13 protein-coding genes and 1 pseudogene are annotated in these 14,176 nt (G+C 70.5%); 5 read left to right on the plus strand and 9 right to left on the minus strand.

Annotated elements, in window-relative coordinates:
* The first annotated feature begins 84 nt into the window (after positions 1-84).
* The 5 genes from FZ025_RS00235 (at position 85) to FZ025_RS00255 (ending at position 4,716) form a co-directional block, all read left to right on the plus strand.
* On the plus strand, positions 85-1,521 hold the full coding sequence (locus FZ025_RS00235) for an amino acid permease (protein ID WP_046977501.1): 1,437 nt from the start codon (positions 85-87) through the stop codon (positions 1,519-1,521).
* Between the two features lie 9 nt (positions 1,522-1,530).
* Entirely contained in the window at positions 1,531-2,163 is a 633-nt protein-coding gene (locus FZ025_RS00240; protein WP_046977502.1) for a methylthioribulose 1-phosphate dehydratase, read from the plus strand.
* Positions 2,164-2,263: 100 nt separating this feature from the next.
* Positions 2,264-2,830 (plus strand): 1,2-dihydroxy-3-keto-5-methylthiopentene dioxygenase, encoded by a 567-nt coding sequence (locus FZ025_RS00245; protein WP_046977503.1) that lies wholly within the window; start codon positions 2,264-2,266, stop codon positions 2,828-2,830.
* 3 nt (positions 2,831-2,833) lie between these two features.
* Positions 2,834-3,532 (plus strand): acireductone synthase, encoded by a 699-nt coding sequence (mtnC, locus tag FZ025_RS00250; protein ID WP_046977504.1) that lies wholly within the window; start codon positions 2,834-2,836, stop codon positions 3,530-3,532.
* Between the two features lie 50 nt (positions 3,533-3,582).
* Positions 3,583-4,716, plus strand: a complete 1,134-nt coding sequence (locus FZ025_RS00255; RefSeq protein WP_046977505.1) for a C13 family peptidase — start codon at positions 3,583-3,585, stop codon at positions 4,714-4,716.
* Between the two features lie 589 nt (positions 4,717-5,305).
* On the opposite strand, the pseudogene FZ025_RS00260 reads toward FZ025_RS00255, so the two are convergent.
* The 9 genes and pseudogenes from FZ025_RS00260 to hisG form a co-directional block, all read right to left on the minus strand.
* Positions 5,306-6,887, minus strand: a pseudogene (locus FZ025_RS00260) (calcineurin-like phosphoesterase C-terminal domain-containing protein).
* Positions 6,888-6,974: 87 nt separating this feature from the next.
* Positions 6,975-7,613, minus strand: coding sequence for a bifunctional phosphoribosyl-AMP cyclohydrolase/phosphoribosyl-ATP diphosphatase HisIE (gene hisIE / locus FZ025_RS00265; RefSeq protein WP_046977507.1), 639 nt, complete (start codon positions 7,611-7,613; stop codon positions 6,975-6,977).
* Positions 7,603-8,379 (minus strand): imidazole glycerol phosphate synthase subunit HisF, encoded by a 777-nt coding sequence (hisF, locus tag FZ025_RS00270; protein WP_046977508.1) that lies wholly within the window; start codon positions 8,377-8,379, stop codon positions 7,603-7,605. Before hisF ends, hisIE begins: the two co-directional genes overlap by 11 nt.
* Positions 8,373-9,107 (minus strand): 1-(5-phosphoribosyl)-5-[(5-phosphoribosylamino)methylideneamino]imidazole-4-carboxamide isomerase, encoded by a 735-nt coding sequence (gene hisA, locus FZ025_RS00275; RefSeq protein WP_046977509.1) that lies wholly within the window; start codon positions 9,105-9,107, stop codon positions 8,373-8,375. Before hisA ends, hisF begins: the two co-directional genes overlap by 7 nt.
* On the minus strand, positions 9,104-9,706 hold the full coding sequence (gene hisH, locus FZ025_RS00280; RefSeq protein ID WP_046977510.1) for an imidazole glycerol phosphate synthase subunit HisH: 603 nt from the start codon (positions 9,704-9,706) through the stop codon (positions 9,104-9,106). The genes hisA and hisH overlap by 4 nt, the downstream gene beginning before the upstream one ends.
* Positions 9,707-9,734: 28 nt before the next feature.
* On the minus strand, positions 9,735-10,862 hold the full coding sequence (gene hisB / locus FZ025_RS00285) for a bifunctional histidinol-phosphatase/imidazoleglycerol-phosphate dehydratase HisB (RefSeq protein WP_046977511.1): 1,128 nt from the start codon (positions 10,860-10,862) through the stop codon (positions 9,735-9,737).
* Positions 10,859-11,968, minus strand: a complete 1,110-nt coding sequence (hisC, locus tag FZ025_RS00290; RefSeq protein WP_046977512.1) for a histidinol-phosphate transaminase — start codon at positions 11,966-11,968, stop codon at positions 10,859-10,861. Before hisC ends, hisB begins: the two co-directional genes overlap by 4 nt.
* Positions 11,965-13,260 (minus strand): histidinol dehydrogenase, encoded by a 1,296-nt coding sequence (gene hisD / locus FZ025_RS00295; protein WP_104558322.1) that lies wholly within the window; start codon positions 13,258-13,260, stop codon positions 11,965-11,967. The genes hisC and hisD overlap by 4 nt, the downstream gene beginning before the upstream one ends.
* A complete protein-coding gene (hisG, locus tag FZ025_RS00300) occupies positions 13,257-14,171 on the minus strand; it encodes an ATP phosphoribosyltransferase (protein WP_046981754.1) in 915 nt (304 codons plus the stop codon). Before hisG ends, hisD begins: the two co-directional genes overlap by 4 nt.
* Positions 14,172-14,176: the final 5 nt, after the last annotated feature.

Raw genomic sequence — 14,176 nt, forward strand, 5'->3', positions numbered from 1 at the left:
CACATCCACGTGCGGGGATTCAAATCTCGAGTCCCTCGCAACAGCCCGCACATCCACGTGCGGAGATTCAACAGGAACCGCTCCATGCTCAAACAACTCTGTGCCACCAAACACCCCCACGCCAGCCACGAGGACGCCGGCAGCCTGGGCCTGCAGCGTGCGCTCGGCCCCTGGGGCCTGACCGCGCTGGGCATCGGCGCGGTGATCGGCGGCGGCATCTTCGTCATCACCGGGCAGGCCGCGGCCAACCATGCCGGCCCGGCGATCATGCTGTCGTTCGTGCTGGCCGCGCTGTGCTGCACGTTCTGTGCGCTGGCCTACGCCGAGTTCGCGGCGATGGTGCCGGTGTCCGGCAGCGCCTACACCTACACCTACGCCACCTTCGGCGAACTGGCGGCCTGGTTCATCGGCTGGATGCTGGTGCTGGAATACGGCGTGTCGGCCTCGGCGGTGGCGGTGAGCTGGACCGGCTATTTCCTGAGCCTGCTCGACCATTTCGGCATCCATCTGCCCGCAGCGCTGGTCAACGCGCCGCTGGACGGCAAGCTGCAGCGCACCGGTGCGATCGCCAACCTGCCCGCCGCCGGCATCGTGCTGCTGCTGACCTGGCTGTGCTACGTCGGCATCCGCAAGTCCTCGGCGATGAACATGGCGATGGTGGCGCTGAAGACCGGGCTGATCCTGCTGGTGATCGCGGTCGGCTGGAAGTACGTGGACACCGCCAACTGGCACCCGTTCATCCCCGCCAACGAAGGCCCCGGCAAGTACGGCATGGAGGGCGTGCTGCGCGGCGCGGCGATGGTGTTCTTCGCCTACATCGGCTTCGAGGCGGTGTCGGTGGCGGCGCAGGAATCGCACCGCCCGCAGCGCGACCTGCCGATCGGCATGATCCTGTCGCTGGTGATCTGCACCGTGCTGTACATCGCCATGGCGGCGGTGATGACCGGGCTGATGCCCTACACCCAGCTCGGCACCGACGAGCCGGTGGTGACCGCGGTGGGCGCGCACCCGCAGCTGGCCTGGCTGCGGGTGGTGGTCGAGGTCGGCGCGCTGATCGGCCTGTCCTCGGTGGTGCTGGTGATGATCATCGGCCAGCCGCGGATCTTCATGATCATCGCCCGCGACGGGCTGCTGCCGCCGCTGTTCACCAGGATCCATCCCAAGTACCGCACCCCGCATATCAACACGGTGATCACCGGCATCGGCATCGCGCTGCTGGCGGCGCTGTTCCCGCTGGACGTGCTCGGCGAGCTGACCTCGATGGGCACGCTGATCGCCTTCGCCGCGGTCTGCGCCGGCGTGCTGATCCTGCGCCGCACCCAGCCGGACCTGCCGCGCCCGTTCCGCATCCCGTTCGCCTGGCCGATCTGCATCGCCGGCGTGCTCAGCTGCCTGGCGCTGCTGTCGGCGATGACCGCGCACAACTGGCTGCTGATGGCCGGCTGGACCGTGCTCGGCCTGCTCATCTATTTCGGCTACGGCTTCCGCCACAGCCGGCTGCGTGCCACACAGGCCCGCTAGAATAGGGGCATGAACGCACCACCCTACGACACCGAACGCCTGCGCACGCTGGCTCAGCTGCTGATCGGCAACATCCGCGAACTGTCGGCGGCCGGCTGGACCCCGGCCACCAGCAGCAACTTCTCGCACCGGCTCGACGCCGCGCATGCCGCGATCACCGTGTCCGGCCGCGACAAGGGCCGTCTGGTCGAGGCCGACATCATGGTGGTGGACTTCGACGGCAAGGCGGTCGGCAGCGAGCACCGGCCGTCGGCCGAGACCCTGCTGCACACCCAGCTGTACCGCCGCTTCCCCGAGGTCGGCTGCGTGCTGCACACGCATTCGCCGGTGCAGACCATCGCCTCGCGGCTGTACGCCGGCGCCGGCCATGTGCGCCTGGAAGGCTATGAATTGCTGAAGGCGCTGCATGGCAACCACACCCACGAAACCGCGGTGGAGCTGCCGGTATTCGCCAACACCCAGGACATGAGCGTGCTGGCCGCGCAGGTGGACGCGCTGCTGGACCGCGCGCCGCTGTGGGGCTACCTGATCGACGGCCACGGCCTGTACGCCTGGGGCCGCGACATGGCCGAGGCGCGCCGCCACCTGGAAGCGATCGAGTTCCTGCTGCATTGCGAGCTGGAACTGCGCAAGCTGCGCTAGGCGCGCAACACCGGCGCGACAGCGTTCCAGCGCCGCAACGGCGGCTTACCTGGCAACTGCTACCCTTTTTCTCCCCTCCACGACGCCCTCGCCCGCCGCCATGAGCCGACTCCGCATCTTCGCCGAAACCACTCCCGACGCGCCGCTGTTCGACAGCCGCGATGGCGACGCGATCGCCGCCGAGCTGCGCAAGATCGGCGTCACCTTCGAGCGCTGGCAGGCCGACCAGCCGATCGAGGCCGGCGCCGCGCCGGAGGCGGTGATGGCCGCCTACAGGACCGACATCGACCGGCTGGTGGCTGCGCACGGCTTCAAGACCGTGGACGTGGTCAGCATCGCCCCGGACCATCCGCAGCGCGAGGAGATGCGCAGGAAGTTCCTCGACGAGCATTTTCACAAGGAGGACGAAGTGCGTTTCTTCGTCGCCGGCTCGGGCCTGTTCACCCTGCACGTGGACGGCAAGGTGTACGAGATCGAATGCGTGCAGAACGACCTGATCGCGGTGCCCGACGGCACCTATCACTGGTTCGACATGGGTCCGGAGCCGCGCTTCGTCGCGATCCGCTTCTTCACCGAGCCGGACGGCTGGGTCGGCCATTTCACCGGCACCGACATCGCCCAGCGCTTCCCGCGCTACGAAGCGGCGCTGCGCGGCGAGGCGAACTGAGCGATGGGCAGCCCGCGCATGATCCTGACCGACATCGAAGGCACCACCAGCAGCATCTGCTTCGTCAAGGACGTGCTGTTCCCCTATGCGCGCCGCGCCCTGCCCGAGTTCGTGCGCGCGCACGGCCAGCAGCCGCAGGTGCGGCAATGGCTGGACGCGGTGGCGAGCGAATCCGGCGGCATCTGCAGCGATGCGGTGATCGTGGAGACGCTGCAGGGCTGGATCGACCAGGACCGCAAGCACACCGCGCTGAAGGCGCTGCAGGGCATGATCTGGGAGGCCGGCTACCGCGACGCCGACTTCGCCGCGCACATCTACCCCGACGCCGCACCGGCGCTGCGCCGCTGGCATGCCGGTGGGCACCCGCTGTACGTGTACTCGTCCGGCTCGGTGCCGGCGCAGAAGCTGTTCTTCGGCCATAGCGACGCCGGCGACCTGAGCGGGCTGTTCTCCGGCTGGTTCGACACCGAAATCGGTGCCAAGCGCGAGGCGGCCAGTTACGCGCGCATCGCCGAGGCCACCGGCGCAGCGCCCGCGCAGATCGTGTTCCTGTCCGACGTGGTCGCCGAACTCGATGCCGCGCGCGAGGCCGGACTGGACACGGTGCTGGTCGATCGCCGCGACGACTATCCCGAACCGCGCCGCGACGCTGCCTGCAACGGCCACCGGCGCGTGGAGAGCTTCGCCGAGCTGGCGTTCTGAGCGTCGCGGCACCCGCCGCGCGCTACCGCCTCCTTTCTCCGCCGCCGCCCATGCCTTCGTTCCTGCGCAGCCTCCGCGTGCCGCACCGCCGCCTGGCCCTGGCCCTGCTGCTGGCGCTGCTGCTGCCCGCCTGCCATGCGGATGCCGGCGCGGCGCAGGCGCCAGCGCAGGCCGAAGCGCCGGTCGATCCGCTCGACCAGGCGCAGCTGCACAAGGCGCTGGCCGCGCTGCGACCGCAGCGGCCGGGGGTGACCGACCTGTACGTGGTCGGCTTCGCCGGCGACGCCAGCGAGGACGTGTTCCGCAACGAGACCCTGTACCTGCGCCAGTTATTCGCGCAGCGCTTCGATGCGGCAGGGCGCATCGTCACCCTGATCAACCACGCCGACAATCTCGGCGCCCACGCCTACGCGCCGCAGGCCTCGTACGACAACCTGGCCGATACGCTGCAGCGGATCGGCACGCTGATGGACAAGCGCGAGGACGCGCTGCTGCTATTCCTGACCAGCCACGGCACCGCGCAACACGAGCTGTATGTGCAGTTCGGCCCTGGCGAGGACGCCGACTACGACACCATCACGCCCAAGGAACTACGCGGGCTGCTCGACGACGCCGGCATCCGCAACCGGGTGATCGTGCTGTCGGCGTGCTACGCGGGCGGCTTCGTGCCGGCGCTGCAGAGTCCGGACACGCTGATCATCACCGCCGCGCGCCGCGACCGGCCCTCGTTCGGCTGCGGCAACACCGCCAGCGCCACCTATTTCGGCCGCGCCTGGCTGATCGACGCGCTGGCGCGCAGCAGCGACTTCGTCGAAAGCTATCGCCTGGCCACGGCCGAGATCACCGCCCGTGAACATGCCCAAGGCGAAGCGCCGTCGTATCCGCAGCTGTACGTCGGCGCGCGCATCGCGCCGCTGCTGCAGCGCTGGCGCGCGCAGCTGCAGCCGGTCGCGGCGCCGGCGTATCCCTATCCGGAGCCGGAGACGCCAGCAAACACGGAGATGAAAACGACAGCAGCGCCAGAACCGACTGCCGACGGCAAGGCCAGTGCGAACGGCAAGGCCAATGCGACACCGGAAACGGCGTCGGTTCCGAATGCCGCTGGCCAGGCCAAGGCAGCGGCCGCAGGTTCGGTGCACGCACCCGCGTCGGCAGCGCCGTCCGCGGCGGCGTCCCGCCACTGACATCTGCACGGCGACGCTGCGCAGACGCTCGCGACCAAGTACGCCGTGCGACGTCGCGCGCAGGTTTTTCAAGCGCCTCTCCGCGATCAGATGCAAGTGATTCGCGTTTGATCGCCGAAGTGCGACGCTCGCTAGACTTGGTCCCGCAGCAAGCCCGCCAGCCTTTACGCCAGCCAGTTGCGCCCGATCCTTCCGCCCGCTCGCCTTCGCTCGCCAGCCAGGATCACCTGCTTTCGCCGGCCTCCCTCGTGGAGGCGTTTTTGTTTCCGGGGTCTGCGCAAGACCGGCCTCGGCCTTATCCGAAGCCTGTGGATTTCCCGCTGCGTTCGTCGCGACTGAAGCGCTCCCACAAGGGACTTGCGCTGAGCCGGCTGGGTGCACTGTGGGAGGGGCTTCAGCCCCGACGCTGTCCGAAGCCGTCAAGCCTGCCACTTCGTTCGTCGCGCTTGAAACCGCCTACAAAGGCGCGCAGCAGCGGGCTGGGGGTGCATTGTGGGAGGGACTTCAGTCCCGACGCAGGAAGGTGAAACGCTCGCCACTTGCCCGGCAAGAAACCCATCGCATCAACGCGCCGATCCGCGGCGCGCAGTCAGGGCTCCTGCAGGCGATAGCCGGTGCTGGCGCGCTGCTCGCCGCGCCAGCGGTCGAAGGCGCGTACCTCGATGCGGTGCCCGCCGGCGCTCCGGTCGGTCGGCAAGGTGCCACGCCACAGATGCTGCGACGGGATCGCTTCCGGCGAGCGGTCGTAGCCGCGCAGCGCCTCGGCGGCATCGTCGCGCGCGTTCTCGGCGAGCAGGTCAGGATCCGGCTGCTGCACGCGGACCATCGGCTTCCATGCGCCCTCGTCGATGCGGTACTCCACGCGGCTGTCGTCCTCGCCCATGAACACGTTCGCATACACCGCCCAGGCCGGATAGGCGCCGCGGCGCAGCACTTTCGGCGCGTGCAGGGTCATCGGTGCATCGTCGGCCCGCGCGCGCGGCGTGGTAAGCCAGCGCATAGCGGCCATCGCGCTGCACGGTCAGCAGCGCATAGCCGTTCGGGGTGCCGTCGGCCATGGTCGCGGCGGGAATGCCGTCGGCATCCTTGGCGCCGGACCAGAACGCGCCGCAGGCCGCGCCGACGTTGTACTCGTGCAGCGGCGTCGCGCCCTGCCAGCCGTCGGCCGCGGTGTAGTAGACGTGCCGCTGGGTATGGCTGTGGCCGGTAAGCACCAGCACGTGCGGGAAGTCCTTCAGCAGCGCGAACAGCCGCGCGCGGTCGGCGTGGCGAAAGGTCTCCTTGCCCGGGACGGCATCGAACAGGTGGATATGCATGCCCAGCACCAGTAGCCGCTGCTTCGGCAGCGTCGCCAGGTAGGCCTGCAGGAACGCGAACTGGTCCTCGCGCAGGCCGCCGACGTACTTGGGCTGCTGCTGCGGCTGGTAGACCACGTCGTCGAGGAACACGAAGCTGGCGCCGCCCTCTTCCACCACGTAGGTGTCCGGGCCGTAGGTCGCGCGCCAGCTGGACAGCGAGCCGGCATCGTCGGCCGCATCGAAGTTCAGGTCGTGGTTGCCTGGTACGTGGAACCACGGCACGCCGAGCCTGGCGGTTTCGGCGTTCAGCGCCGGATACAGCGACAGGTCGTCGCTGACCACGTCGCCCAGGGTGGTGCCCAGGCGCGCATGGGTCCTGCCGAGCAGTGGAGCAATGATGTCGCGCGCGTAGTAGCCGACGTCGGTGGCCGAGGCGGTCTGGGTGTCGGCGAACACCAGCACCTCGGTGCTGGCCGCGGCCGGCTGCGCACGCAGCGCGAAGTCCCAGCCGGTGGTTGCGCCGCTGGTCGGCGCGATCCCGGGATACTTGAGCGCAGGCGATCCGGCCGGCGCATAGTGCCGCCAGTACGCCGGCAAGCCGTTGCCGGCGCTGGCGAAGGCATAGCCGTCGGGCTTGATCACGAAGACCGTCCGCCCCGGCTCCACCTCGATGCTGTAGCGGCCTTGCGCATCGGTGCGCACGATGTGCACGCCGTCGGACACCTGCACGCCGGCGATGCCGCGCTCGCCGCTGCCGCGGCGCGCATGGCCGTCGCGCTCCTGGTAGACGCTGCCGCTGATCGTGGCCGACTGCGCCAGCGCGGGCGCGGCGGCGGTCACCAGGCAGAGAAGCACTACGGCGCGCAGCGACATGCGGGAAGTCCGGCAATCGGGGGAACCGCGATTGTAGCCGTCCGCCGCGGCACGGCGATGACCGCCACACCGCCAGCTTCCGCCAGCTTACTTGTGCCGCGCTTCCAGCACCGCGACCGCGTCGGCCAGCGCCAGGCCGCGCGCGCGCAGCAGCACGGTCAGGTGGTACAGCAGGTCGGCCGATTCGCCGAGCAGCTCGGCGTCGCCCTGCGCCACGCCGGCCAATGCGGTCTCCACGCCTTCCTCGCCGACCTTCTGCGCGATGCGCCGCGTGCCCTTCTCGAACAATTGCGTGGTGTAGCTGCCGGGCGGACGCTCGCGTTCGCGCTGTGCGACCAGGCGGTCGAGCGCGCCCAGGAACTGGCCCGGCGCCTGCGGGAAGCAGCTGCTGCGGCCCAGGTGGCAGGTCGGCCCGTGCGGGTGCGCCAGCACCAGCAAGGTGTCGCGGTCGCAGTCGGTCTCGATCGAGACCAGGTCCAGGGTGTTGCCCGAGCTTTCGCCCTTGGTCCACAGGCGCTGCTTGCTGCGGCTGTAGAAGGTGACCTTGCCGCTGGCACGGGTCGCGGCCAGCGCTTCGGCGTTCATGTAGCCGAGCATCAGCACGCGCAGCGTGGCCGCGTCCTGCACCACCACCGGCAGCAGGCCGTCGCCCTTGCTCCAGTCCAGCGTGCTCCCGTCCAGCGCCGCATCCGCGGTCGCGGCGGCATCTGCGTGCTCATGCGCCATCGCGCACCTCGATCTGTCGTTGGCGCAGGAAGCGCTTGAGCTCGGGAATCGGAATCGCGCCGCTGTGGAACACGCTGGCGGCCAGCGCGCCGTCCACGTCGGCCTGTTCGAACACATCGGCGAAGTGCTGCATCTCGCCGGCGCCGCCGGAAGCGATCAGCGGCACCTTGCACAGCGTGCGCACCTCGAACAGCTGGGCGATGTCGTAGCCGCGGCGCACGCCGTCGTTGTCCATGCAGTTGAGCACGATCTCGCCGGCGCCGAGCTGCTGCGCCTCCACCACCCAGTCCACGGTGCGCACGCGCAGCGCCTGGGTCTTGCTCGGATCGCCGCTGAAGCGGCGCACGCGCCACTGGCCGTCGTCCTCGCGGGTCGAATCGATGCCGACCACCACGCATTGCACGCCGAAGGCCTCGGCCAGTTCGGCGATCAGCGCCGGCCGTTCCAGCGCCGGCGAGTTGATCGAGATCTTGTCGGCGCCGGCGTGCAGCACCGCGCGCGCGGTGGCCACGTCGCGGATGCCGCCGGCCACGCAGAACGGGATGTCGATCAGCCGCGCCACGCGCTCGACCCAGGCGTAGTCCACCGAGCGCCCTTCCGGGCTGGCGCCGATGTCGTAGAACACCAGTTCGTCGGCGCCCTGGTCGCGGTAGCGCAGCGCCAGCTCGACGATGTCGCCCATGTCGATGTGGTCGCGGAACTTGACGCCCTTGACCACGCGGCCGTCGCGCACGTCCAGGCACGGGATGATGCGCCGGCTCAGCATGCCAACGCCTCGTGCAGCGTCAGCCGCCCTTCCAGCAGCGACTTGCCGAGCACCGCGCCGGCGCAGCCGACCTCGCGCGCGGCGCGCACGTCGGCGGCGTCGCGGATGCCACCGGAGGCCTGCACGTCCACGCCCGGCGCGATCTGCCGCAGGTAGGCGTACAGCGCCAGGTTCGGCCCGGACAGCATGCCGTCGCGGGCAATGTCGGTGCACAGCAGGTGTTTGAGCCCGGCCGCGGCGTATTCGACCGCCAGCGCTTCCAGGGTCAGCGAGGAGGTCTCGGTCCAGCCCAGCACCGGCAGCCGCCATACGCCCTGCGCGTCCTGGCGGGTGTCCAGCGCCACGGTGATGCGCTCGGGACCGAATTCGGCCAGCCATTCCAGCACCGACTCGCGATCGCGCACTGCCAACGAGCCGATCACCACGCGTGCGGCGCCGGCGTCGAGGATGCGCTGCACGTCGGCGCGCGAGCGCACGCCGCCGCCGGTCTGCACCTGCAGCCCGGTCTGCGCGCGGATCCGGCTCAGCAGCGGCGCCAGGGTGTAGCCGCCGGCGCGCGCCGCATCCAGGTCGACCAGGTGCATCCAATGCGCGCCGGCATCGGCGAAGGCCTGCGCGCGCGGCAGCGGATCGTCGCCGTAGTGGGTTTCGCGGGCATAGTCTCCCTGCGCCAGGCGCACCACGCGACCGTCGCGGATGTCCAACGCGGGATAGACGATGAAGCTCATGGGAAATCGGTCTCGAGAAAGTTGCGCAGGATGCGCGCGCCGGTGCTCGCCGAGCGCTCGGGATGGAATTGCGCGCCGCAGCGGCGGCCGCGCTGCACCACCGCAGTGAACAGGCCGCCGTGGTCGCAGGCGGCCACGGTGTCGGCAGTGACCGGTGCGGCGTAGCCGTGCACGAAATAGGCCGTGGCGGTGTCCGGCAGGCCGTCCAGCAGCGGCGAGGCGCGCATCGGCAACAGCCGGTTCCAGCCCATGTGCGGGATGCGGATGCCCAGCGCCGGCGGCATGTGCCGGACCACGCCGGTCAGCAGGCCCAGGCAATCGACGTCGCCCTCCTCGGAGTGTTCGAACAGCAGCTGCATGCCCAGGCAGATGCCGATCAGCGGCACCTCGAGCGCACGCAGCGGCTCGATCAGGCCTTGCTCGCGCAGCCGCGCCATCGCATGCGGCGCGGCACCGACGCCGGGCAGGATCACCCGGTCGGCACCCTGCAGCCCGGCGGCGTCGCGCACCAGCCTGGCTTCCACGCCCAGGCGTTCGAGCGCATAGCGCACCGAACCGAGGTTGGCGCCGCCGGCATCGATCAGTGCGACATCGGTCATCGCAGCGTCCTCGAAGAGCCTGCGTGCATCACAGCACGCCCTTGGTCGAAGGCAGCGCGGCGCCGTCGCGGCGCAGCGCCTGGCGCAATGCGCGCGCCAGCGCCTTGAAGCAGGCCTCGACCTTGTGGTGGTCGTTGTCGCCGCGCACGCTCAGATGCAGGTTCAGCCCCGACGCATCGCACAGCGAACGGAAGAAATGCGGCACCAGTTCGGTCGGCAGGTCGCCGACGCGTTCGCGCTTGAACTCGCCTTCGAACACGAAATACGGGCGGCCGCTGAAATCCAGCGCGGCACTGGCCAGGGTCTCGTCCATCGGCAGGGTGAAACCGAGGCGGGCGTCGTCGCCGGCCGCCAGCCACGGGCTGTCCGGCGGATCGAAGCCGTAGCGGCCGATGCCGCGCTTGTCGCCCAGCGCCTGGCGCAGGGCCTGGCCCAGCGCCAGGCCGGTGTCCTCGATGGTGTGGTGCTCGTCGATATGCAGGTCGCCCTCGGCGCGCACATCCAGGGCGAAACCGCCGTGCTTGCCGATCTGCTCGAGCATGTGATCGAAGAACGGCAGGCCGGTGGCGCAATGCGGGTCGCGCGCCAGGTCCAGATCGATCTCGACGCTGATCCGGGTTTCCTTGGTGTCGCGCTGCACCTTGGCGCGGCGCGGCGCATCGGCCAGTTCGTGGGCGATGCCGGCCCAATCCCAATCGCCGCCGAACTGTTCGGTCTGCAGTTGGAAGCCGCGGATGCGCAGATTCTCGGCGAACTGGATGTCGGTGATGCGGTCGCCGACCATCGCCGAACGCGCCCAGTCGATGCTGCGGTCCTGCAGGTAGGGCAGCATCAGGCCGATGCCGGGCTTGCGCGTGGGCGCGTTGTCGGCCGGCCAGCTGCGGTCGACCAGCACCTCGCGGAACACGATGCCCTGGCTGGCGAAGATCTGCAGCATCAGGTCGTTGGGGCCGTCGAACGCGGCCTGCGGATAGGCCTCGCCGCCCAGGCCGTCCTGGTTGCTGACGATGACGAACTGGTAGCCGGCATCGCGCAGCTTGAGCATCGCCGGGATCACGTCCCGCACGAAGCGCAGCTTCTCGTAGGCATCGATCTGGAAATCGGCCGGCTCCTCGATCAGGGTGCCGTCGCGGTCGACGAACAGGATCGGGCTCATGCCGCCGCCCTCCCCACCTGCAAGGCGCCGAGCACGCGCTGGTTCTGCTCCGGAGTGCCGAGGGTGATGCGCAACGCATCGCCCAGGGTCGGCGCGGCGCGCTGGTCGCGCACCACCACACCGGCGCCGAGCAAGGCGCGGAACGCGCCTTCGGCATCGTCGAAGCGCAGCAGCAGGAAGTTGCCCTGCGAGGGGTATACGCGGCGCACGCCGGGCAACGCGGCCAGCGCGGTGGACATGTGCTCGCGCTCGCGGCGGATCTCGGCCACGCGCAATCCAGTCTGGCGCAGCGGCTCGGGCTGCAGCGCGGCCAGCGCCAGCTGCGTGCACGGCGCCGGGATCGGATACGGCGCCTGGCAGCGGCGCAGCACCGCGATCAGCGCCGGATCGGCGATCACGCAGCCGATCCGCGCCGCGGCCAGCGCATGCGCCTTGGACAACGTGCGCAGCACCGCCACGTTGGGGTGGCGCGCCAGCAGCGTGGTCGCCGAGGGCACGTCGGAGAATTCGCCATAGGCCTCGTCGACCACCAGCAAGGCGCGCCCATGCAGGCGCACGGCGGCACGTTCGATGTCGGCCAGCGGAATCGCTGCGCCGCTGGGATTGCCCGGCGCGCACAGGAACACCAGCTTGGCCATCTGCGTCAGCGCCGCCTCCACCACCGTATCGATGTCGGTGACCAGGCCCGCGGCGGCGTCGCGCAACGGCACTTCGACGATGCGCGCATTCTGCAAGCGCGCGCACACCGCATACATGCCGAACACCGGCGGCGTGATCACGATCGCGTCGCGGCCCGGCTCGCACAGCGCGCGCAGCAGCAGGTCGATGGCCTCGTCGCTGCCGCGCCCGAGCAGCAGCTGCTCCGGCGCGCACGCGTACAGCGACGCCAGCGCCGAACGCAGCGCCGGCGGCTGCGGATCCGGATAGCGGCGATTGCCGGCGTCGCGGTCGGCGGGATTGGCCCAGGCCGATTCGTTGGCATTGAGCCAGACCTCGCCCTGCAGCGCGCTGCTGCGCGCCGAGGCATACCCGGCGAAGTCGCGCAGGTCGTGGCGCACCAATGCCAGCATCGAGCCCGGCGCCTGCGTCTCGAGCGGCGCGCTCATGCCGCCTTCTCCATCCGCAGCGCCACCGCATTGGCATGCGCATCCAGGCCCTCGGCGCGCGCCATGGTCACCGCGCAGGCGCCGATCGCGGCGATGCCGGCGCGGCTGGCGGCCTGCACGCTGACAAAATTCTGGAAACTGGCGACGCTGACCCCGCTGTAGGCACGCGCGGCGCCGTTGGTCGGCAACACGTGGTTGGTGCCGCTGCAATAGTCGCCCAGCGCTTCGGGAGTGAAATCGCCGAGAAACACCGAGCCGGCCGCCTCGACCCGCTCCAGCCAGGCGCGCGGCTCGCGCAGCGCCAGGATCAGGTGCTCGGGCGCATAGCGGTTGCTGATCGCGAAGGCGTCCTCGAGCGTGCCGACCTGGATCAGCCGCGACGCGGCCAGCGCCTGGCGCGCGATCGCCGCACGCGGCAGCGTCGCCAGCTGGCGTTCGATCTCGTCCTCGACCGCATCGATCAGCTCGGCGCTGTCGGACAGCAGCAGCACCTGCGAATCCGGGCCGTGTTCGGCCTGCGACAGCAGGTCGGCGGCGACGAAGGCGGCATTGGCGCCGACGTCGGCGATCACCAGCACCTCGGACGGCCCGGCCGGCATGTCGATCGCCGCCGCGCCGGCCTGCGCCAGCTGCTGCTTGGCCTCGGTCACGTAGCCGTTGCCCGGGCCGAACAGCTTGTCGCACGACGGCACCGAGGCGGTGCCGAAGCCCATCGCCGCGATCGCCTGCGCGCCGCCAAGCTTGAACACCCGATCCACGCCGGTCAGCCTGGCGGCGACCAGCACCGCCGGATCGGCCGAACCGTCGGCGCGCGGCGGCGTGCACAGCACCACCTCGCGGCAGCCGGCCAGCGCCGCCGGCACGCACAGCATCAGCGCGGTGGACGGCAGCGGCGCACTGCCGGCCGGCACGTACAGGCCGACCCGGCCGATCGGCCGCACCACCCGCTCGCAGACCACGCCGGGCGCGGTTTCCACCGCGTAGGGTTGGGCCATGCCGGCGCGGTGGAAGGTCTCGATCCGCGCCGCCGCCTGCGCCATCGCCTCGCGCAGCACCGCCGGCACCGCGGCTTCGGCGGCGGCGAACTCGTCGGCGGTGACTTCGAAACGCTGCAGCACCACGCCGTCGAAACGCGCGGTGATCTCGCGCAATGCCGCATCGCCGCGGCCGCGCACGTCCTCCAGCAGCTGCGCCACCGCGGCGCGGGTCTGCGCGGCCACGGTCTGCACCGGCCGGGTCAAGGCCTGCGTGCGCGCCTGCGCGTCGAGCGAATTCCACTCCAGTCGGTTCATGCCAGCGAACGCTCCACCGTCAACACCATCAGCCCCTGCGCGCCGGCGCGCTCCAGTTCCTCCATGCGCTGCCAGGTGATCGCGCCGTGGCACATGGTCTGCAACTGCAGCGGGCCGTCGCCGTCGCCGGGCAGCTGCACCAGCGGGTCGGCATCGGGCAGCAGCCGGGTCAGTTCGGCGACGTGGTCGCGCGCGGCGCGGAACATCAGCAACTTGCTGTCGCGCAGCTTGAGCACGCCGTCGAGCCGGCGCAGCAGCATCGCCGCCAGCCCGGCGCGAACATCGCCCGGCTCGCGCACCGGCCCGGCCAGCACCGCCTCGCTTTCCAGCAGCGTCTCCACCGGCTTGAGCTGGTTGGCGGCCAGGGTCGCGCCGCTGGAGACCAGGTCGCAGATCAGGTCGGCGGTGCCCAGGCGCGGCGCGATCTCCACCGAGCCGGACAGCTCCACCACCTGCGCATCGATGCCGCGCGCTTCCAGCCAGTCGGCCAGCACCGCCGGATAGCTGGTGGCGATGCGCTTGCCCTGCAGTTGCTCCGAGCCGGTCCACTCCCAGTTGTCGGGCACCGCCAGCATCAGCCGGCACTGGCCGAAGTTCAGTCCGCGCAGCGCGCGGTAGGCTTCCGGCAGGCCGTTGCGGCGGCGCTCGCCGGCCTGCTCTTCCAGTTCGTTGCGGCCGACGATGCCGAAATCGCAGACGCCATCGGCGATCAGCCCGGGGATGTCGTCGTCGCGCACCAGCAACAGGTCCACCGGCAACGATTCGCCGTAGCAGAACAACTTGTCGCGGCTCTCGCGCCAGCTCAGCCCGCAGGCGGCCAGCACCGCGCGCGCCGGCTCGGCCAGGCGGCCGCTCTTCTGGATCGCGATACGCAGCCGGTCACGCGCCGGCGCTGCCAGGGAAGCACTCATCAGGA

This window comes from Xanthomonas hyacinthi, assembly GCF_009769165.1.
GTDB classification, from domain to species: Bacteria; Pseudomonadota; Gammaproteobacteria; order Xanthomonadales; family Xanthomonadaceae; genus Xanthomonas_A; species Xanthomonas_A hyacinthi.

What these genes read in the sequence shown, in the direction of transcription:
- FZ025_RS00235 (WP_046977501.1), top strand. Translation starts at nt 85, where the DNA reads ATGCTCAAACAACTCTGTGCCACCAAACACCCCCACGCCAGCCACGAG.
- FZ025_RS00240 (WP_046977502.1), top strand. Translation starts at nt 1,531, where the DNA reads ATGAACGCACCACCCTACGACACCGAACGCCTGCGCACGCTGGCTCAG.
- FZ025_RS00245 (WP_046977503.1), top strand. Translation starts at nt 2,264, where the DNA reads ATGAGCCGACTCCGCATCTTCGCCGAAACCACTCCCGACGCGCCGCTG.
- mtnC (WP_046977504.1), top strand. Translation starts at nt 2,834, where the DNA reads ATGGGCAGCCCGCGCATGATCCTGACCGACATCGAAGGCACCACCAGC.
- FZ025_RS00255 (WP_046977505.1), top strand. Translation starts at nt 3,583, where the DNA reads ATGCCTTCGTTCCTGCGCAGCCTCCGCGTGCCGCACCGCCGCCTGGCC.
- hisIE (WP_046977507.1), bottom strand. Translation starts at nt 7,613, where the DNA reads ATGGCGCATGAGCACGCAGATGCCGCCGCGACCGCGGATGCGGCGCTG.
- hisF (WP_046977508.1), bottom strand. Translation starts at nt 8,379, where the DNA reads ATGCTGAGCCGGCGCATCATCCCGTGCCTGGACGTGCGCGACGGCCGC.
- hisA (WP_046977509.1), bottom strand. Translation starts at nt 9,107, where the DNA reads ATGAGCTTCATCGTCTATCCCGCGTTGGACATCCGCGACGGTCGCGTG.
- hisH (WP_046977510.1), bottom strand. Translation starts at nt 9,706, where the DNA reads ATGACCGATGTCGCACTGATCGATGCCGGCGGCGCCAACCTCGGTTCG.
- hisB (WP_046977511.1), bottom strand. Translation starts at nt 10,862, where the DNA reads ATGAGCCCGATCCTGTTCGTCGACCGCGACGGCACCCTGATCGAGGAG.
- hisC (WP_046977512.1), bottom strand. Translation starts at nt 11,968, where the DNA reads ATGAGCGCGCCGCTCGAGACGCAGGCGCCGGGCTCGATGCTGGCATTG.
- hisD (WP_104558322.1), bottom strand. Translation starts at nt 13,260, where the DNA reads ATGAACCGACTGGAGTGGAATTCGCTCGACGCGCAGGCGCGCACGCAG.
- hisG (WP_046981754.1), bottom strand. Translation starts at nt 14,171, where the DNA reads ATGAGTGCTTCCCTGGCAGCGCCGGCGCGTGACCGGCTGCGTATCGCG.